The 19603-nt window shown below is 61.5% G+C and carries 20 protein-coding genes; 10 read left to right on the forward strand and 10 right to left on the reverse strand.

What is annotated here, in order from left to right; translation table 11 throughout:
• Nucleotides 1-100: 100 nt before the first annotated feature.
• From BM254_RS03695 to BM254_RS03705, 3 genes are all read left to right on the forward strand, one after another.
• On the forward strand, nucleotides 101-916 hold the full coding sequence (locus tag BM254_RS03695) for an SDR family NAD(P)-dependent oxidoreductase (RefSeq protein WP_091998789.1): 816 nt from the start codon (nucleotides 101-103) through the stop codon (nucleotides 914-916).
• A gap of 102 nt (nucleotides 917-1018) precedes the next feature.
• Nucleotides 1019-2125 (forward strand): GGDEF domain-containing protein, encoded by a 1107-nt coding sequence (locus BM254_RS03700; protein ID WP_091998792.1) that lies wholly within the window; start codon nucleotides 1019-1021, stop codon nucleotides 2123-2125.
• A 50-nt stretch (nucleotides 2126-2175) separates the two neighbouring features.
• A complete protein-coding gene (locus BM254_RS03705) occupies nucleotides 2176-2964 on the forward strand; it encodes a class II glutamine amidotransferase (RefSeq protein WP_091998794.1) in 789 nt (262 codons plus the stop codon).
• 6 nt (nucleotides 2965-2970) lie between these two features.
• On the opposite strand, the gene BM254_RS03710 is transcribed toward BM254_RS03705, so the two are convergent.
• A complete protein-coding gene (locus tag BM254_RS03710) occupies nucleotides 2971-3864 on the reverse strand; it encodes a metal-dependent hydrolase (RefSeq protein ID WP_091998796.1) in 894 nt (297 codons plus the stop codon).
• A 232-nt stretch (nucleotides 3865-4096) separates the two neighbouring features.
• Between BM254_RS03710 and BM254_RS03715 the strand changes: the two genes are divergently transcribed.
• Together BM254_RS03715 and BM254_RS03720 are read left to right on the forward strand one after the other, a co-directional pair.
• Entirely contained in the window at nucleotides 4097-5203 is a 1107-nt protein-coding gene (locus BM254_RS03715; protein WP_091998798.1) for an AraC family transcriptional regulator, read from the forward strand.
• Between the two features lie 213 nt (nucleotides 5204-5416).
• Entirely contained in the window at nucleotides 5417-5824 is a 408-nt protein-coding gene (locus BM254_RS03720; protein ID WP_091998801.1) for an NINE protein, read from the forward strand.
• Here the strand turns inward: BM254_RS03720 and BM254_RS03725 are convergent, their stop codons facing one another.
• From BM254_RS03725 to BM254_RS03755, 7 genes are all read right to left on the reverse strand, one after another.
• Nucleotides 5825-7189 carry a WS/DGAT/MGAT family O-acyltransferase gene (locus BM254_RS03725; protein ID WP_091999197.1) on the reverse strand — a complete coding sequence of 455 codons (1365 nt, stop codon included), beginning with the start codon at nucleotides 7187-7189 and terminating at the stop codon, nucleotides 5825-5827.
• Between the two features lie 370 nt (nucleotides 7190-7559).
• Nucleotides 7560-8258: a hypothetical protein gene (locus tag BM254_RS03730; RefSeq protein WP_245777346.1), complete on the reverse strand. Its 699-nt coding sequence runs from the start codon at nucleotides 8256-8258 to the stop codon at nucleotides 7560-7562.
• Nucleotides 8259-8364: 106 nt separating this feature from the next.
• Complete coding sequence (locus tag BM254_RS03735) at nucleotides 8365-8883, reverse strand: Hcp family type VI secretion system effector (RefSeq protein ID WP_091998809.1); 519 nt, start codon at nucleotides 8881-8883, stop codon at nucleotides 8365-8367.
• Between the two features lie 214 nt (nucleotides 8884-9097).
• Nucleotides 9098-9844 carry an energy transducer TonB gene (locus BM254_RS03740; RefSeq protein WP_091998811.1) on the reverse strand — a complete coding sequence of 249 codons (747 nt, stop codon included), beginning with the start codon at nucleotides 9842-9844 and terminating at the stop codon, nucleotides 9098-9100.
• Nucleotides 9841-10251, reverse strand: coding sequence for an ExbD/TolR family protein (locus BM254_RS03745; RefSeq protein WP_091998814.1), 411 nt, complete (start codon nucleotides 10249-10251; stop codon nucleotides 9841-9843). Before BM254_RS03745 ends, BM254_RS03740 begins: the two co-directional genes overlap by 4 nt.
• Entirely contained in the window at nucleotides 10248-10643 is a 396-nt protein-coding gene (locus BM254_RS03750) for an ExbD/TolR family protein (protein ID WP_091998817.1), read from the reverse strand. Before BM254_RS03750 ends, BM254_RS03745 begins: the two co-directional genes overlap by 4 nt.
• Nucleotides 10630-11421, reverse strand: a complete 792-nt coding sequence (locus BM254_RS03755) for a MotA/TolQ/ExbB proton channel family protein (RefSeq protein ID WP_091998820.1) — start codon at nucleotides 11419-11421, stop codon at nucleotides 10630-10632. Before BM254_RS03755 ends, BM254_RS03750 begins: the two co-directional genes overlap by 14 nt.
• A 201-nt stretch (nucleotides 11422-11622) precedes the next feature.
• Here BM254_RS03755 and BM254_RS03760 point away from each other — a divergent pair, with 201 nt between their 5' ends.
• Entirely contained in the window at nucleotides 11623-13572 is a 1950-nt protein-coding gene (locus BM254_RS03760; protein ID WP_342714218.1) for a sensor domain-containing diguanylate cyclase, read from the forward strand.
• On the opposite strand, the gene BM254_RS03765 is transcribed toward BM254_RS03760, so the two are convergent.
• Together BM254_RS03765 and BM254_RS03770 are read right to left on the reverse strand one after the other, a co-directional pair.
• The gene (locus BM254_RS03765; protein ID WP_091998823.1) at nucleotides 13569-14345 is read right to left on the reverse strand and encodes a sulfite exporter TauE/SafE family protein; all 777 of its coding nucleotides are present in this window, start codon (nucleotides 14343-14345) and stop codon (nucleotides 13569-13571) included. The genes BM254_RS03760 and BM254_RS03765 overlap by 4 nt on opposite strands.
• Entirely contained in the window at nucleotides 14336-15463 is a 1128-nt protein-coding gene (locus tag BM254_RS03770) for a lysozyme family protein (protein WP_091998825.1), read from the reverse strand. The genes BM254_RS03765 and BM254_RS03770 overlap by 10 nt, the downstream gene beginning before the upstream one ends.
• Nucleotides 15464-15514: 51 nt before the next feature.
• On the opposite strand from BM254_RS03770, the gene BM254_RS03775 reads away from it, so the two are divergent.
• The 4 genes from BM254_RS03775 (at nucleotide 15515) to BM254_RS03790 (ending at nucleotide 19602) form a co-directional block, all read left to right on the forward strand.
• Entirely contained in the window at nucleotides 15515-17002 is a 1488-nt protein-coding gene (locus BM254_RS03775; protein WP_091998828.1) for an amidase, read from the forward strand.
• Between the two features lie 122 nt (nucleotides 17003-17124).
• The gene (locus BM254_RS03780; RefSeq protein WP_091998831.1) at nucleotides 17125-17730 is read left to right on the forward strand and encodes a hypothetical protein; all 606 of its coding nucleotides are present in this window, start codon (nucleotides 17125-17127) and stop codon (nucleotides 17728-17730) included.
• A gap of 199 nt (nucleotides 17731-17929) precedes the next feature.
• The gene (locus BM254_RS03785) at nucleotides 17930-18937 is read left to right on the forward strand and encodes a methionine ABC transporter ATP-binding protein (protein ID WP_091998833.1); all 1008 of its coding nucleotides are present in this window, start codon (nucleotides 17930-17932) and stop codon (nucleotides 18935-18937) included.
• Complete coding sequence (locus BM254_RS03790) at nucleotides 18937-19602, forward strand: methionine ABC transporter permease (RefSeq protein WP_091998835.1); 666 nt, start codon at nucleotides 18937-18939, stop codon at nucleotides 19600-19602. Before BM254_RS03785 ends, BM254_RS03790 begins: the two co-directional genes overlap by 1 nt.
• Nucleotide 19603: the final 1 nt, after the last annotated feature.

Consider the following 19603-nt stretch of genomic DNA (forward strand, 5'->3'; position numbering starts at 1 on the left):
GGAGCACATGCTGCCATAGGCTCGGGTGCGTCCGGGGCCTAAAGTGGTTTTCCATAGCAGTTCTGCTATACAAGGAAAACCACTACAAGAGGCTCCCGCCATGAAGGATCTGAACAACAAAGTCGCCGTGGTCACCGGGGCAGGCTCCGGTATCGGCCGGTCCCTTGCCAAGGCTCTGGCGGCACGGGGTTGCCGACTGGCGATCTCGGACGTGAATGAAACCGGTCTGGCGGAAACCGCAGCCGAACTCAAGGATGCGGACGTCCGCAGTTACCGGCTGGACGTGTCAGACCGTGAGGCGGTCTACGCCCACGCGGACGAGGTGGTCCGGGATTTCGGTCAGGTCAACCTGGTGATCAACAACGCCGGTGTCGCCCTGTCTGCGTCGGTCCGGGAAATGACCGACGAGGACTTCAAGTGGATCATGGATATCGATTTCTGGGGCGTGGCCCATGGCTCCCGGGCCTTTCTGCCGCACCTGATCGCTTCCGGTGACGGACACGTGGTCAACATTTCCAGTGTCTTCGGGCTGATCGGCGTCCCCAAACAAAGTGCCTACAACGCCGCCAAGTTTGCGGTGCGGGGCTTCACCGAGTCCCTGCGTCAGGAGATGAAGCTTGAGGGCCAGCCAGTGTCGGTCAGCTGTGTCCACCCCGGCGGTATCCGGACCAACATCGCCAACTCCGCCCGTATGGGCAAGTCCGAGAACGGCGCGGCCCAGCGCAAGGGGTTCGAAAAGCTGGCCATGACCACCCCGGACAAGGCGGCAGAGACCATTGTCAAGGGCATCCTCCGGGACGAATCCCGGATCCTGGTGGGCCCGGATGCCTGGGGCATCGACGCCATCAACCGGCTCCTGGGTTCTGCCTACCAGCCTTTGGTGGAACGCTTCTCCCGCAAGAACCTCTATATCTGAAGCCTGCCAGTGTCAGCAGGTTGGACGGGACGCCAACCTGCTGTACATTTCACATACAATGTCGTCAGACTATACTTGCTGTTCATCCAGGGAAGATACAGCATGAAATTGCCTCAGCATACGGACCTGGGAGCGACACTGGAGCAGAGTCGCTCGGGTCTCCGACAGGGTCATCGCCGCTCCCTGACGCGGCTTCTGTTTCTGGTCACCGGCAGTGCGCTGGTGGTTTTTGCCTGCCTGCAGATCCTTAACGGATTCCTCTGGATCGGGGTTGGCGAACTTACGGCCAGTGCCCTGCTGTTCTACGGTTTTTGGCGCCTCGAACGAACCCGCCGGTTGCAGCAGTGGATCTACGGCTATCTCATCCCGCTGTTCAGCTTCTTCCTGGTCATCATGTTGTTACCGGATGCATCGGTGTCGGCCTTTGTGTGGGTACTGATGATGCCGGTACTCGCCTACCTGCTGCTGGGCAAGCGTGAGGGCATGATGCTCAGCCTGCCCTTCATGCTCGCCGGTGGCGTGGTTTACTGGATTCACCTCGGTAACCTGGCCAGCCCCCATGCCCTGATTGACCTGCTGAACATGGTGCTCTGTGGTGCACTGATGCTGGTGTTCATTCACATGTACGAGGTGCGGCGGGAAGCCGCCGAACAGCGCCTGGTGGATCTGGCCCAGACCGATGCCCTGACCGGGCTGGCCAACCGGTCCAGTTTCCAGAGCACACTGAGCCGGACCATCGCGGAGTGTGAGCGAAGTGGTTCGGGGTTTGCTCTGGCGATCATGGACATTGATCACTTCAAACAGGTGAACGATACCCTGGGCCATGACGCCGGAGACCACGTCCTGGGCCACATCGGCGCCTGCCTGACCGAGCGGCTTCGCAGTACCGATTCCGTGGGCCGGCTTGGCGGCGAGGAGTTCGGCCTGATCCTGAGGGATGTGAAGCCGGCGGACGCCTACGAACTGATCGAGGAGTTGCGCCTGTGTATCGCCAGTAATGAACTGACCTATGGCGACAGAACCATACGGGTGACCGCTTCATTTGGCATTGCCCAGTGGCCGGAGAACGGGCGGGACGCCGAGACCCTGTTCCGGGTGGCTGACCATTGTCTGCTGGGCGGCAAACGTGCCGGACGCAACCAGGTAGCCGGGGCTGGCGTGAACCTCAGCGCGGGTCAGGGTGACCTGCTGGCTGGCACAGGAACCTGATTCCGGTATTCTTGGGGTGAACCCGGAACCGTCAGGAAGTCTTCAAGTCCATGTGCGAATTGCTGGCCATGAGTGCCAACACCCCAACCGATCTGTGTTTCAGCTTTACCGGCCTCACCCGTCGGGGTGGCGACACCGGGCCGCACAAGGATGGCTGGGGTGTGGCCTTCTATGAGGGTAAGGGCGTGCGGGCCTTCCACGATGCCGACGCCAGCGCCAACTCCCGCATTGCCGAGGTGGTACAGACCCACCCCATCAAGAGTGAAGTGGCCATCTGCCATATCCGGCAGGCCAATGTAGGTTCGATTTGCCTGGCCAATACTCACCCGTTCATGCGGGAGCTGTGGGGCCGTTACTGGGTTTTTGCCCACAACGGACAGCTGAGTGACTTCCATTACAGCGGTGGCTTTTACGAGCCGGTGGGCACCACCGACAGCGAGGCACTGTTCTGCGACATCCTCAATCACCTGCGAGCGCATTGTGACCGGGATTGCCCCACCGAAGAGATTGTCGAGCGCCTGGTCCGGTTATCCAGCGGCTACGCCCGCCAGGGCGTGTTCAACCTGCTGCTGAGTAACGGAGACTGGCTGTTCACCTACTGCACTACGAAAATGGCCAGCATCACCCGCCGGGCACCATTTGGTCCCGCGCGACTCAAGGATGCCGATGTCACCGTGGATTTCGAGGCGGAAACCACCCCCAATGACATCGTCAGCGTGATCGTGACCGAACCGCTAACCACCGATGAAACCTGGGATATCTACCAGCCCGGGGAGTGGCGCCTCTGGCGCAAGGGCGAGGTGGTACAGTCGGGCCTGGCGCCTGCTCGGCCCGACTGACCCCGTTTACTGCAGTGTGCGACGGTTACCGTTACGGTACTGGGGTGCGATATGAGCCTGGATCTGTTCCTTGAACCGGGCAATCAGCTCGCTGTTGTCGTGATCCCAGGGATGGAAGTCCGGCTTGAAATACTCCAGCCAGGTGGGAATCAGGCTCGAGAAAGTGCCGTTTTTGCCCCACATGCGCCACAGGCCCTTGCCGGCGTCCTTCAGTGAGAAACCCTTGCGGTCGTTCAGCATCATCCGCGTGGTGAAGTAGGTGGCCATCACCCCCAGGGCGGCGGTGCTGAACGCAAGGTAGAAAGAACGTTCGGCGTAGGTGCCACCGACCTGCTGGAACACATCGTAGGTGACCGCCTTGTGCTCGGTCTCCTCGATGGCGTGCCAAACCCACAGCGGGCGCATGGACTCGTGCATGTCCTCGCGCACGTCGTCCCGCGCCAGCAGCATGTCTGCCATCATCGCCGTCATGTGCTCAAGGGCGCAGGTGATGGCCAGCTGGTGCCGTTTGGGCAGCTTACTGGCGATTCCCAGGACCACCTCCAGGTGTTTCTCCATCTCCTCCACCGGCATGCCCTGATCACGCACGTGCTGGTTCATCGCAATGTGTTCCAGGGAGTGCATGGCCTCCTGGCCGATGAAGCCCCGGACCTCCTCCTTGAGTTTGGGGTCGGTGATCTGGTCACGGAACTGCCGGACCGAATCCACGAAAAACTGCTCGCCCTGGGGAAACAGCACCGACAACGCATTCATCATGTGGCTCAGCAGGTAATTGTCATTGAGCCAGTAACGGGGGACCTGTTCGCCGAACTCGAAGCCCATCCGCTGTGGTTTGATGGCAACGTGGTCCGGGGTCTGGGAAACCGGGGTGGTGGTTCCGGCAGTCTTGGTATTCAGCATGGTGCTACTCCTCTGCGCTTGCGCACTTTGGCTGATGTCATGGCACCAGTGTGCGCCGGTCAACGGCAAGGCTGAATGCTCGAACGGGACGGCCATCATTCAGGATGGGACACAGGCGCCTTGGGTCGATTGACTCCGGTGACGTTGCCGGTGGTGTGTGTGGCCCCACTGTCCGGGCCGGCGGCTTCTGATAGAGTCCGGTAACAACCAACACAGGAATCAGGAACCGCGTATGGCAACAGGTACCCCGGACAACGAGCGGCAGATGCTGGGATTTTTCCTGGTGCCCGGCGTGTACCTCCGGGTGCTGGCGGAGACTGTCCGGAAACTGGGCCACAACGAACGGAAGTTGTATGAAGGGCTGTCATTCACCGCCGGTGACCTGAAAGCCAACGACAGCCGGGTCTTCGTCACCGACGCCACCATCATGGCCCAGCGGGCCCGGGAGCTGGCCGGTGACGAGGGCCTGAGCTTTGCCCTCGCCCGGGAACTGCGGCTGACCATCCACGGCACCTTGGGTTTTGCCGCACTCACAAGCCCCACCTTCGAGGGAGCGCTGGACTCCGTGCGCCGCTACCTGCAACTGCGCGCCCCGTTCCTCACCATGAACCAGTCCCTGGCAGGGGACCAGGTCCTGGTGCAACTGTGCGCTGAATTCGACGTGCCGGAGCTCTATGCCTTCCTCGCCGAAACCGTCAGCGCCACGCTGATCCTGCTTACCGAGCAGCTCCTCGACCGGGAAGACGCCGAAGCCCGGGGCTTCGCCCTGGAAGACGGCAAACTCCCCGGCGTCTCCGTCCACCTGAGTGCACCGGAACCGCGCTATTACCGCAAGTTCGCCGACCAACTGCCGGTACGCTTCGAGTACGGCCAGCCAGAACAAATGATGATCTTCCCCAAGGCCATGCTCGACGTCCGCATGCGCCTGGCCGATGCCGACGCCTCCGCCATGGCCCGGGAACAATGCGAATTCGAGCTGCAGAAGGCCCTCAAAGAGCAGGGCGACATCGCCCTCGCGGTCCGCAACATGCTCCGCATGACCCCCGGTCCGCTACCTTCCCTGGAGGCCATGGCAGATCGGTTCTGCGTCTCCTCCCGAACCCTGAAACGGCGGCTGGCGGACAAGGAAACCAGCTACCGGGAAATCCTCGAATCGGTGCTCAAGGACCGGGCCATCCAGCTGCTGCGTTACACCAACCAGTCCGTCAGCGAGATCGCCTACGAACTGGATTACGCCGACCTGTCCAACTTCAGCCGCGCGTTCCGTAAATGGACCGGCAAGTCGGCCAGCGAATTCCGGGCAGATGGCCCGGATCCAGCGCCAGAGGTCGGCCCCTGAAGTCTGTGGTTTCAAAAGCGTTATCGTGAGGTCCAGCAGGACGGGGGGCGGGGAATTTTCCCAGCCGGGAAAATTGTCTGAGCGAAGCGAGTTGTTTTTACCGGCTGGGAAAATTCCCCGCCCTCCGGCCCGGCACAAACCATCAGGCCTTGCTAAATTAAGATCAGACTCCCATATATGTCCCCGAATCCAAAAAACCACCAGGACGTGTAAATGACCGACAGACCCAACACCCACAGCAAAATCTTTGGCTACCTCCTCTGGATCTTCGGATTCCTGGGCTCGCACCGCTTCTACTACGGCAAGCCGGTAACCGGAACCATCTGGTTCTTCACCCTCGGCCTGTTCTTCATCGGCTGGATCATCGACCTGTTCCTGATCCCCGCCATGGACCGGGAAGCCGATCTGCGCTTCCGTCAGGGCGAGATCAGCTACAACATCGCCTGGTTGCTGCTCACCTTCCTCGGGGTCTTCGGGATTCACCGGATGTACATGGGCAAGTGGCTGACCGGTCTCCTGTACCTGTTGACCGGCGGCCTGTTCATGATCGGCGTGCTTTACGACTTCTGGACACTGAATGACCAGGTTTCCGTCCGCAACGAAGAACGCCGCTTCGGCTGATCACAGCCCGGCGGCGGCCTCCAGTTCGGCCAGACCCTCGTCCAGGTAATCCAGCATGCGCTGGAGACTGGGCAGGGTGCGCCGGCAACCGATCAGACCGAATTCCACCTGATCGTTATAACTGGTCAGCGTCATGTTCAGCGCCAGCCGGTCCATGGCAATCGACACCGGATACATGCCTTCCATTTTTGCACCGTTCCAGTACCGGGTTTCGCCCGGCCCCGGGACATTGGAAATCACCACATTGAAGGTCTGCCAGTTCGGAGCCATCCCGGTGAGCAGGTGGAACGCGGCCGGCGCCAGGGTCAGCGCGGTATAGTTGATGATCTCCTCAGGCGACATGTGGGCATAGCGCTCCTTGGCTTCCTGCATGCCCTGGTGGATCTTCACCAGCCGCTCCGCCGGATCCGGCTCATCCGTATGCAGGTTGGCCAGGATCACGCCCACCTGATTGCCACCGGAGCTGTCGTCCCGGCGCAGGGACACCGGCACCATGGCAATCAGTGGCTTGGCCGGCAGCGCTTCCTGATTCATCAGATAGCCCCGCAACGCCGTGGCGCACATGGCCGTGACCACATCGTTCACGGTGGTGCCGTAGGCCTGGCAGACTGCCTTGATCCGCTTCAGGCAGAAGGATTGGGCGGCAAACCGCCGGGAGCCGGTGATCCTCTGGTTAAGTACACTGCGGGGCGCGTGGAAAATGGAGTGGTAGGCCGGATCCTTGCGGGCTTCATTGACCGTTCGCAGCAGCTCCCGGGCCACGGTCGGTATGGTACCCAGTTGTTTGCCGGATTCCCCCAACAGGTGTCCGACACTGCGCCAGAGTGACGCGCCCTCACCCGATTCGCTCCGAACCCTCGGAGGCAAGGCCCAGATGGGCGGCATGCCCCGTTGCTCCGGATCTTCGGACAACGTACGGGTCACCATGCGCATGGCCGAGACGCCGTCCACCAGCGAGTGGTGCACCTTGGTGTACAGAGCAAATTGCCGCTCTCCCAGTCCCTCGATCAGGTGCACCTCCCACATCGGCCGTTCCCGGTCCATCAGGTGCGAATGCTCCGCGGAAATAAAGGTCAGAAGCTCACGGATGCGGCCCGGTGTAGGCAACGCCTCGAAACGGAAATGGTGCTCCAGGTCCAGATGCTCATCCTCCACCCACACTGGTTGGCCGAAGCGGTAATCCAGACGCTGGTTGAATGGCGGGGTGACCAGCGTATGTTCCCGGAGCTGATCAGCGAGTCGGGCTACGTAGTCGTCCGGCGCATCCTCCGGGAAGGAAAACAGCTGCAGGCCACCCACATGCATGGGTTGCTGGCGTTTCTCGAGCCAGAGGAACAGCTGGTCGGTGGGACTCAGGGGCTTCACGGGGCGCATCCTTGTCGTTCTGTTTTCCGTGATCTTACCCTAGTCTTGCCGGACGGGAATTGACCTCTGGTAATGACTGGATGCGAAAACCGGCAATTGCCCGTGCTATTCAGCAAAAAAACCGGACTCCGCCTCCCGCAAAGGATTTGTGAGCCCGGTGCCAATGCCAACAACAATGATCTGATGGTCCGGCCGAATCCCTGGCCGGGACGTTCATCCCTGCAGAGAACTTAGCGATCTTCATGCCAACTCTATAATTCTATGAAAAACATGGAGGTGGAAGGGCGGATCGGTTTTGTCACAGTAGGTGGTGGGGATTTTCGCCCCCTGGCGGGGCGGCGTGCACGGAATTAAGGCCCCCAGTCGGCGGCTACCCGGTCTTGCGTAACATGGACAGCGGTACCCGGTAACGGGTACCCCGGGCGGGGCCTTTGCCTCGTACCGTACAGGTTTTCCGGTTTACCCGGATGATCTCGCCGTGTTTTTGCCCAGTGCCTTCGCCGAAAGTGACGGTTTCTCCTACCTGCCATCGCTGTGCCAGATGACGGCTGTCGGGCAGCTCGAAGGTCGCAGCCGGAAGCTCCAGCCCTCGGGTACGGGCCTGTTCGGCAAGGAAGTGCCTGGTAGCCACCGCCCCTCCGCTCTCGTGCAACTGGTCAAGAATCTCGTAGAAATGCCGGTTATGGACCGAACCGAAGGAACGCTGGCCGGCACTGTACTGGAGCAAGTGGGAAAACTCATGGCAGCAGGTATGAGCCAGCAGGTTCAGGGTGCTCAGCTCGCCATCGAAATAGCCCCGCCCGCGGATTTCCCGGGTCGACAGCCACCCCTCGGCAGTCTCTGGCTGCAGCTTGGCGGCAATCATGCGCAGCCCGTAGTTGATCAGGTGCTGCTTCTTCCGGGGATCGTAGCGATGGTAGGTGGCTTGCCCGGACCCGACCCGGCAACGCAGGGCACCCCCGGTGGACTGTGAGCTAAGCCAGTCGGCAGAAGGCTGCCAGAGGATATCCCGGGTGGCCTCGCACATGAGTTGGCCGATCTGGTGTAGGGCAGAAGATGAGTCGCGCATGATGAACCTGTTGTGCAGAGCATCATATTAACGGCGCCGGGCAGACAGCACAAATGAAAACGGCCGGCCCTTGGGCCAGCCGTTTCCCTCGTTCGGAACGTTGGAATCAGGCCTCGATCGGCGAACGCCAGTCATCGGCACCGGACGTGCCGGCAACGGCGTGTTCCCAGGTTACCTTGCGGTAGGCCAGGGACACTTCCACCAGTTGGGTGAATTCAGCCTTGGCCGGATCCTGGCAGTGGGGCATGTTGCAGTCGATGTTGATGACAGTGGCATCTTCCAGGATGGTGGAGAAGAAATGCTCCTGTTTGCCTTCAACGGAAGTGCGGTACCACTTCAGTTCCACCTTGGGCAGCATTTCGCCGGAAGCCAGGGCGTTGTACATCAATGGTGTTGCCTTGTTCAGGGCGGCGGTAAATTTGAAGGGTTTGTGTACCCGCTGACCGGAGGGTTGGCCGGACTGCGGGTCAGTCGGCACGGTGACCACATGGCTGAATTCCTGAACCAGGACCTCGTCTTCGTGGCCTTCCACGTAGATGTTACCGACTGAATCGGAAGTAAAGGCACCGGCGGTGATATTGCCCTGGGTCTGGCCTTCGATACTGATGTAACACGGGGTTGGCATGAGTCTGCTCCTTGACATGATGAATGATTGTCCCTGGGTTCTTCCCTGGACGTCCATGTCACCAACAAGTCTCGTGCCAGATCTTGAAATTGCACTAAAAACAATGAAGTAGATATTTTCGAGCGGATTTCATGCGGGATGCAGGCAACATCGTGCCTGCATCCGTGGCCAGAATTTGCCTTGGTGGCAAGTTCTCGCCTGTACCAGATAGTCGTCAGCGCAGGCGGAACCGAACCGGCAGGGCATAGCTGAAGCTCTGTCCTTTCATCCGGTCCGGAACTTCGGGCAGGGGCGCAGCCTGGGCCAGCATGTTCAGGGCTGCCTCATCCAGAAGCTCATGCCCGGAGGAGTCCCTGAGGTCGTGGCGGACCAGGGTGCCGTCCCGCTGGAATTCGAACGCGATCACCGGGGTGCCCTCCTGCCCCAGGCGGCGTGCCCGCCTTGGATAGTCATAGAAGCGCGCAAGGTGACGACTGAGCTTTGAGAGATAGTTATCCACGTCCGAGGACGATCCCGCCTTCTGCAGGGCCACCGGCTGCTTTTCGCTGGCGGTTTTGTCCGGGGACTCCGGGTTCGCCGTTGTCGTCATTGGGGCGGGCTCCGGCTCGGGTTCCGGATCCGGGATAGCCGGACTAGGCTTCGTTTCAGGCTCAGGCTCAGGCTCAGGCTCAGGCTCAGGCTCAGGCTCAGGTTTGGGCTCAGGTTTGGGTTCTGGCTTTGGCGCCGGTTTGGGGGAGGGTTCAGGTGCTGGCTCCGGTTCTTGCAGGGAATCGGGCTCCTTTGGCTCCGGCGCCTGACCGGCGAGGCTGATGCGAATGGCCGGTGCCGGGTTGATGGCCTCCTCGCCCAGGGGCTCAAGATTGAGCGGCTGTTGCGGAGCGGCCCATACCAGGACTGCTGCCGTCAGCAGCATGGCCAGGATCACCAACCCGGTTTTTTGCAGGGGACGGGAGGGGTTCATGGGCCGGGCTCCGTCAATAGCAGGACGTCCTTGTAACCACCACGCTCGAGGATCCGGAACAGTCGCTCCAGTTCGGCCATGGTCACGGATTCGGCAGCAGCCACTCGCAAGGGTTGCCCGGCCCCCGGTTCCGGCAGGCTGGCCAGCAGGGTCTGTTCATCGACGCTGCTGGCGCCGGCCAGCCAGCCGCCGCCTTCGGTGACTTTCAGGTCGGCGTCCGGTGTCTGTTCCTGCCCGCTGGCGGCAGCGCCCGGCAGCTCGGGTAAGGGCTCATTGGCAAGCTGGCCCGCCACGATGAAGAACATCAGCAGCAGAAAGACCAGGTTGATGAGTGGTAGCAGGGCGTCCTCCACCCGTTCCAGCAGGGACTTGCCGGAGGTGGCCGGAGGCGGAACCAGGTTGGTCATGGTTGTTTCGGATCTGTTCGTTGCCAGTGGGTGGTAATGCCCTGCCCGTCGAGCAGGCTCAGGGTTCGGGTGAAGCCCGAAAGCGGTGTCTGACCTTCCGTGGCCAGGTTGACTTCGTTGATGCCCCGCTGCTTCAGCGCTGTTGCCAGTTCATCGGGTTGGTAGGTGCGATCTTCCCAGCGCACCTTTCCGTCACTGATGACGGTCAATGCCGGCAACGGGGTGCCTTCTGCGCCACCGCGCTGGCTGGTGTCGTTGGCCAGTTCCAGGGCGCCCACCGGCAACAGCCGGCTGGTGAGCATGAAGAACACCAGCAGGATGAACACCACGTCGATCAACGGCGTGATGCGGATCGGGATGGGGCGGTTGGGCCGGGGATCAACCAGTTGCATGGGCAAACCGCTGCCTGCCGGTGAATCCGTTGTTCTCAGCCTGTTCCCGAGGCCTAGCGGCGCCGGCCTCTCCGGAGGGCGAAAGCTCGTCCTCGTTGCTCCGGGGTGTGTCCGCTACGCTCAGGATGCTGACCAGGGTGCTGTTGATGGTCTTGTGAATCCGGCGCAGGCGGAATTCGATCCAGGCGGCCAGGGCGGCAAAGGGAATGGCCACGACCAGACCGGCCGCGGTGGTGGTCAGGGCCTCGTAGATGCCGCCGCTGAGTTGTGCGGCGTTGGCGCGGCCTTCGGTGGCGGCCATGGCACTGAAGGCCTCCATCATTCCCATAACCGTACCGAGAAGCCCCAGCAGAGGGGCAAGGGCGGCAATCACTTCAATGATTTTCAACGGTGCTTCAAAGGGCTCCAGGGCATGCTGTGCGTCCCGTGCAGCGGTTTCCCGGATCTGCTGGCCGTCAACACGCTTCTTGCAGGCGTCGATCGTGTCCGCCACCAGGTGAAGCAGTGGGTTCATCCGGTCCCGGAATCGGGCCTGGCTGCGGAGGTGCTCCGGGTCAACGGCGCCGGGGTTGGCCTGCCAATGGCGAAGGGTCTGTTTCAGGTGCCGGTTCAGCCTTGGGGCGTAGAGAGTGCCCGAGAGCATCAGGTAGAAAAACGTCACCAAGCCCAGGGCGGCAAGAACCAGCAACACCACCATGACCGGGCCACCCATATCAATCAGTTGCGCAATCGGACCCTGCAGGAAGGGAAAACTGACTACATTGGCAGGATCAGACATTGGAATCCTCTCGGCTTTAAAGGTTGGATCTAAATAATAACGATTATCAGTAAAATTTCAAACATGTTAAATGTTGTGGACTGGCCTGTGTTGGTCTTTTGCAGGGGGTTGCCGGCTCGCTAAACTGGCTGATGACGGAATTCTGTTCAACGGGGGGAGATCTATCGCACCCTTGATACTCGACTGGGGAGTTGGCCCGACGTGCTGATCCAACGGTGGTTCGGAAGTCTGGTGAACCGGGCGGTGGCCCTGGTGACTATCGTTATACTGGTGACCGCGTTGATTGTCGCCGGAGCAGGCTCCCTGCTCAGCCGGGCGGAACTGGAGCAGCAGGCTCGTAACCAGGTCGCCACCATCGCCGAGCTGGTCGCGGTGGAGCTGGATGACAAGCTCGGGCGCCGGCTGGAGATCCTGACCGAGGTAGCCGCCAGTCTCACCATGAGTGAAACGGCGCTGCGGGGGCGTGCGCGGGTGCTGGTGCAGCAACAGGTTGCCCTGCATCACCAGTTTGATGGGGTTTACCTGATCGATCCGACGGGCGAAGTATTGGCGGAGTACCCCGAAGCATACGGTCAGACCGGACTTAACGTCAGCTCCCGGGAGTATTTCAGTCAGATCACCAGTCAGCTCTCACCGGTGATCAGCGAGCCATACACGTCCAACTATAAGGACAAGCCGGCGGTGATGATTGCGGCACCGATCTTCAATCACAAGGGCCGGTTTATTGGCATGCTCGGTGGCGCCATCTTGCTTGAAAGCGATAACTTCCTTGAGGAATTCGCCGGTTTGACTCTGGGCAAAACCGGCTATATCGAGGTGGTCAGCCGGCGAGGGATGATTATCAGCCATGGCGGTACCGGTGAGATGATGATCCCGGTAGGCAGGGAATATTCCTCCCTGAGTGAGGCACTGGAAGGTTTCGAGGGTACTGTTCTCAATCAGAGCAGTGTTGGTAAGACGAGCATTATGTCCTTTCAACAGATGGCCCAGGTGCCCTGGTTCGTGGTCGCTGTCTGGCCGGCCCGGGAAGCCTATGCACCTCTCACTCGGGTGGCGGACACCTTCATCTGGATTCTGCTCGCCGTCATCGTCATCCTCGTACCGCTGGCGTTGTGGCGTTTCCGTCGCCTGATGGCTCCCCTGCAGACCCTGAGCGAGCAGATCCAGGAGCGCTATCGTGGTACCCGGAGAAACCCCGTGGACGTGGCCGGTGGCCGCGAAATCCGACGGGTTGCCGAGGTCTTCAACACAGTGACCGAAACTCTGCACCAGGAGCAGCAGCGGGCAGAGAGTATTCTGGGTGTCCTGCAGGAAGGGGTCCTGATGCTCGATACAGACGGCATGATCCGTTTTGCCAACGGGGCGGCCTGTCGGTTCATCGGAGTCGACGAGGATTGCCTGGGCGAGAATTTTTTCGACCGGGTGACCATCGAGGTGGATGGCAAACCCTGGCATCGCACCGATTTTCTCCAGGGCGAGGACATCGACAGTCTGTACGCCACCCTGCGCAATCGCCGGGAGCTGGAGTTCGACATCGACCTGACCCTCCTCCACATCCGTCAGGGCCTGCACAACGAGCAGATGGTGTTTGTGCTGAGGGACGATACCGAGCGCCGTCGGGAGGAACAGCGGTTGTCCTGGGAGGCAACCCACGACAGCCTGACCCAGTTGTTGAATCGCCGTGCCTTTACCGCAACCCTGGTTAAACTGCTGGGCGAAGCTGCTCGGCAGGATACGCCTTCAGTGCTGATGCTGATCGACCTGGATCACTTCAAACCGGTCAACGATCAGGGTGGCCACCTGCTCGGTGACGACCTGCTCCGTCGGCTGGCGGACCTGCTCAAGGACTCCGTACGCCATTCGGATACGGTCGCCCGCCTCGGGGGCGATGAGTTTGGCGTGATCCTGCCTTCCTGCGGGCTCGGACCGGCTGAGCTGCTGGCGGAAAAGATCCGCGCCGGCGTAGAGGCGCTGCGTATTGCGCATGAGGGCCGCAGTTTCGGGGTGACCGCATCGATAGGCCTGACGGAACTTACGGCCACGAACAGCGGCCCCCGTGAGGTGCTGGCCCGGGCGGATGAGGGCTGTTACGTGGCCAAATCCCGGGGGCGAAATGCCGTCGTGGTGGTGCCCGTGCCCCCGGCTAGCTAGAAGGGCGCTGACCACCAGCCGGCGGTGATGCCCGCCTGCCAGAGCAGTCGCAGAGCCAGGGTCGTGAGCATCACGTTGAATACCAGCGTGAACCAGCGGTTACCCATGGACCGGAGCACGTGCAGCCCGAGCCAGGTGCCGGCAAAGCCGAATGCCACCATGGCCAGGATGAACACCAGCCAGTCGGCGAAGACAAAACCGGCAAATCCGAACACCAGTGCCTTGGGCAAATGCTGCAGGGTCATGGTCGTGGCGAAGGTGGCGACCGTGGCAAACCGATCCCGGTGGATTTGCTTGATGAAGGCGGCCACCAGGGGACCGGTGGCGCCCACGAACAGACTGATGAAACTGGTCAGCCCGGACGCTAGGAAAACGCCCAGGCGTCCGAAGGCCGCTTTCGGCAGGGCCGGTCCCCAGCACAGATAGAGCACGAACAGGGCAATGGCCAGTTGCCAGAGGTGTTCAGGCAGGTTCACCAGCAGCCAGGCCCCGATGCCGGCACCGGCGACAACACCCGGTGCGAAGGCGGCGATCACTTTCCAGTCGATGTGTTTCCAGGTCAGTACCATACGACCGGCGTTGGAGCCCATCTGGATCATGCCGTGAACCGGGATGATGGCGGTGGGTGGTAGCCAGCTCGCCATGAGGACCAGTAACAGCAGGCCACCGCCTGCGCCCAGGCTGGCGGTGATCATCGAGGTCAGCGTCGAGCAGGCCAGCAGGAACAGGGCAATCCCCGGCGACAGCACCTCCGGGATCAGGGTCAGTTCCATTGGCAGAAATCCGTGTCCTTGAGTCGGGGGCTACGGCACAGGGCCTCGGTCGCAAGCTGTACGTCGGCCACATAGTACAGTGACGCCAGGCCGAACCGGTCGCGACCGAGGTTGTGGAAGACCATGCCGAAGGCGATATCGCCGGCGGAAAAGCGCTCCTGGTGTTCGGCAAAATAGGCTGCGGGCCGGGCCAGGGTCTCATCGTCGAGCAGCGACTGCACCCGCGCTGCTCCGCCATGATAGGCCTGGATCAGCAGCAGGGTGAACAGCCGGTCTTGTTTGTCCGCCGGCAGGTGCCCGAACCGTGATTCGAACGTCGGGCGAAGATTGCGGGCATTCTGGTTGGTCAGGCGCAGGGCGCAGTCGATCTGCGCCAGGCGGTGCCAATAGTTTTCGGGCCTGAGGCCGCAATCGGACAGCGCGCTGGGGGAAAGCTGCAATATGCCCCGGGCGTTGGCGGCCGAGTGGGCCCGGGCCTGGCCGCCGCTCTCGATCAACAGCTGGCCGGCAAGATAGAGGGGCATGGTGGCTGGCAGGTCCAGTCGCCCCTGTTGCTGGCGGGTGTTGTACACGTATAGCAGGGCATCGTGAAGGTTGCCCGGCTGTTCGCTGCTGGCGAAGCTCAGGTCGTCCCAGCGGCCCCATAGGCGGTCGGCGGGCAGAGTGCCGAGATAACGGGCGAGCGCTTCCGGTAGGTTGACGTGAGGCTGATCACAGGCCAGGGCGAAGGGATAGCCGGTCTGCCCCTCACTGCCGGCCAGCCAGCTGTCCACCTCGCCGCGATCATGGAGAGACTGGCGGGTACTGTTCAACTTTTGCTGGGTGCTGGCACTGTCGGGGCCATCGGCAATCCAGCCCAGGAACCGGCCGCGCATGTCGAACAGGATGTGGCGTTCGGATTCCGAGCAATAGGCATTCTCGGCGAGCACCCAGCTGCGGATGGTCTGGATGTTCTGATAGACCCCCTGGCTGACCCAATACGGTGACTCGCGGATAATGCCGGTCCAGCCGTCGTTTTCGCTGTCGTCCTGTGACGCAGCTCCGGTTGCTGCAAAGGCCTGCAGGGCCAGGATGAAAAACAGAACGCGCTGGCGTAAGCTTCCGATTTTCCGGTTCATATCTTAATACCCGTCACCATTCAGATAACACAATAACAAACGGACGTGATCATGAAGCAATCCGAGTATCTGAGACTTGATGCCACTGCCCTCGCCGACCTGATCCGACGTGGCGAGATCCGTGCCCGGGATGTCTGCGAAGCGGCTATTGATCGGGCAACCCGGGTCAATGGCACCCTGAATGCCATTTGCCACCCCCAGTTTTCCGAAGCACTGGAACAGAAGTTTACCGAATCCGCTCCCTTTAGCGGTGTCCCGTTTCTGTTCAAGGACCTGGCCCAGGAGCAGGCCGGTCACCCGTGCAGCTATGGTAGCCGAGGTCTGAAAAACAATATTGCGCCGGTGGATTCCGAGTTTACCCGGCGTGCCGGCCAGGGTGGCCTCGTATTCCTGGGGCGAACCACCACCCCCGAATTCGGGCTGAAGGCCGTGACCGAATCGGAGCTCTGGGGCGCGAGCCGCAACCCCTGGAACCTTGATCTCACGCCGGGTGGTTCCAGCGGGGGTTCCGGCGCCGCCGTGGCCGCCGGTGTGGTGCCGATGGCCGGTGCCAACGATGGCGGTGGCTCCATTCGTATTCCGGCGGCCTACAACGGGCTGTTCGGGCTCAAGCCCTCCCGGGGCAGGATATCCAGTGGGCCGTTCCTGGGTGAGACCTGGACCGGGGCGTCCGTCGACCACGTGGTGACCCGAACCGTCCGCGACAGCGCGGCCATGCTCGATGTGCTGGCCGGGCCCGCCACGGGTGATCCCTTTGTCATTGCACCACCGCCGGCCCCCTACGCCGAGCTGATGCAGAAGGCCCCAGGCCGGCTGCGCATCGGTGTGTTTACCGAATCCCCCTATGATACCGAGGTCGCGCCTGAGTGTATCGCCGCCGTGGAGGAAACTGCGCGCACCCTGGAGCGTCTGGGGCATATGGTCGAATACGCCCAGCCCGAATTCGACGGCATGGCGCTGGCTCGCTGTTACCTCGGGCTGTACTTCGGCGAGGTGTCGGCCCTGATGGAGCGGGCCCGGGAGCAGTTCGGTGCCACCGACGATGACTTCGAACTGGACACCCGGCTGATCGCCATGCTCGGCCGGACCATGCCCTTACCGGAGTATGTTCGCCGGCGCCAGCAGTGGAACGACTTCGCCCGGGCGCTGGGCACCTTCTTCGAGAGTTATGATCTCTACCTGTGTCCGACCACGGGCCAGTTGCCGGCCCGCATCGGCGAACTTGATACGCCGTCCCATCTGAAATTCGCCGCCAAGATGATGCTGGCGCTGAAAGCGGGCCGGCTGGTGCACCGCAGCGGCCAGGTGGACCAGATGGCCATGGAAAGCCTGGCACGCACGCCGTTCACCCAGCTGGCCAACCTGACCGGTACGCCGGCCATGTCCGTGCCCCTGCACTGGACGCTGTCGGGACTGCCGGTCGGTGTCCAGTTCGGGGCACCCCACGGTGGTGAGGATGTGCTGTTCCAGCTGGCGGCGCAGCTTGAGGAGGCCGCGCCCTGGTTCAGTCACTATGAGCGCCTGGAAGATGCATTCTGAGGGGTTGTGATCCGGCTCCTGAAACTCCACGTTTATCTTTGTATGTGGAACAGGCTATGCTGTGAGTCAGGAAGGCATCTTCTTCCTGACCCACCAGATGGCATCGAGGAGGCGAGCGTCTTATGAACCAACCGATGGCAATCGACGAACTGGTATCAGTAGCACAGGCCGAGGCCATGGGGGAACTTGACGCCCCGATGATGGCAATCGTCCTGTCCAGTGAACAAAGCTACGACTTGCCCATTAACTCCCTTGAAAGCAATGCCGACAAGGCCCGTTGGGGACTGATTCTCCGTGCTGCGCGGGAGCACGTGGAAGCAGACGCCGTGGCGGTGCTCTACCCGGCCTGGACCACTATTCGCCATAAGAAAACCGAAGAAGGCGAAGAAAACGACGCAAATGAAGCCGCCTCGGACGACGATGACGGCGGCCCCATCGACACCCTGTTTGTTCAGCTCCACACCCGGGATCATGTTTACTGGCGGGGGTTTGAACAGATCCGGGATCCACGCCACCAGCGCATCATCGGCTTCCGCCGGATCAAGGCGCTGTCCACGGATTACCGGCGGGACGAGGCACCGTCGGTCACTGCCTGGCTGAATACGCTCTTTGAGCCGTTGCCGGCCGAGGGTGAGGAAACGGATGTGGATCGCGAGCTGGCGGATCTTCTTGAGGAACCGGAAGTGAGTGCCGCACTTTACCCGCGCCAGATGCGCGCCCTGCATTGACACCGACAATGCGGTAGCCGGCAACGGCTACCGCTCACCATTCCTGCCCCTGCCACCCCATTTTCTGGCCTTTTGGACCGCGGCTGTAAGGGCATGTACCCATGCCCCGGCCAGGGTTCGTAATTCATTCCCATTCGGGTTTGGTCACGGATTGCGCTATAATCGCCGGTTTTAACGCTGCACCCACAAGGCGCTGACTGTGATTGTATTTGACCAGGTACAGAAGTCGTATCAGGTGGGCGGCCGGGCGATCCCTGCGCTGCATCCCACCGATATGACGATTGAAACCGGCGAGGTCTTCGGCATCGTCGGTCACTCCGGGGCGGGCAAGTCCACGCTGGTGCGTCTGATCAACCTGCTGGAACCACCCACCGGTGGCCGCATCCTGATCGACGACGAGGACATCACCGGCTATAACCCGGCCCAGTTGCGGGCATTCCGCCGCAAGGTGGGCATGATCTTCCAGCACTTCAATCTGTTGTCCTCCAAGACCGTGGCGGACAACATTGCCTTTCCGATGAAGCTGGCGGGTATCTACTCGAAAACCGAGATCCGGGACCGGGTCGAGGAATTGCTGGCCCGGGTCAGCCTGACCGACCATGCCAACAAGTACCCGTCCCAGCTCTCCGGTGGCCAGAAGCAGCGGGTCGGCATTGCCCGTGCCCTGGCCTGCCGACCGACCATCCTGCTGTGCGACGAGGCCACCAGTGCGCTGGATCCGCAGACCACCCAGTCGGTGTTGAAACTGTTGGCGGACATCAACCGCGAGCTGGGCCTGACCATCGTGCTGATCACCCACGAGATGGATGTGGTGCGCCGCGTTTGCGACCGGGTGGCAGTGATGGATGCCGGTCGCGTGGTGGAAATGGGACCGGTGAGTGAGGTGTTCCTGCACCCGCAGCATCCCACCACCCGGGATTTTGTATTCGAGAGCGAGAGTATCGACCACGAGGAGCTGCAGGAAGACTTGCAGAAAGCCGATGGCCGCATCCTGCGCCTGACCTTCAAGGGCGAATCCACCTACCAGCCGCTGCTGGGCAGCGTGGCCCGCAAATCCGGCGTGGATTTCAGCATCCTGTCCGGCCGCATCGACCACATCAAGGACACCCCCTACGGCCAGCTGACACTGTCTCTGGTCGGTGGTGACCTGAACGTGGCCATGCAGGAATTCGAAGCCGCCGACGTCCATGTGGAGGTGCTGCGCTGATGGAAGCCTTATTGAGTAACGTCGACTGGAGCGAAATCGGCTGGGCCAGCTGGGACACCCTGGTGATGGTGGGCATGTCCCTGCTGTTCAGCGTGCTGATCGGCCTGCCCATCGGGGTGCTGCTGTTCCTTACCGGCAAACGCCAGTTGCTGGAGCAGCCGGTGGCTTACGCGGTGTTGTCATTTGTCGTGAACGTGCTGCGATCGGTGCCGTTCATCATCCTGCTGATCGTAATGATCCCGTTCACCGTCATGCTGATCGGCACCTCGCTCGGTGTCGCCGGTGCGATTCCGCCGCTGGTGGCTGGGGGTGCGCCTTTCTTCGCCCGCCTGGTGGAAACCTCACTGCGGGAAGTGGACCGGGGCATCATCGAAGCTACCCAGGCCATGGGCGCCAACGTGCGCCAGATCATTCTCGGGGCTTTACTGCCGGAGGCACTGCCGGGCATCATCGCCGGCATTACCGTTACCGCTATTACCCTGGTGTCCTATGCCGCCATGTCCGGCGTCATCGGTGGCGGCGGCCTGGGTGACCTGGCCATCCGCTTCGGTTATCAGCGATTCCAGACCGACGTGATGGTGATTACTGTGGCGCTGTTGGTGATTTTTGTACAAGTACTCCAGATGGTTGGCGACCGTCTGGTGCTCTATTTCAGCCGCAAATAAC

This window comes from Marinobacter pelagius (assembly GCF_900114925.1).
Lineage (GTDB): Bacteria > Pseudomonadota > Gammaproteobacteria > Pseudomonadales > Oleiphilaceae > Marinobacter > Marinobacter pelagius.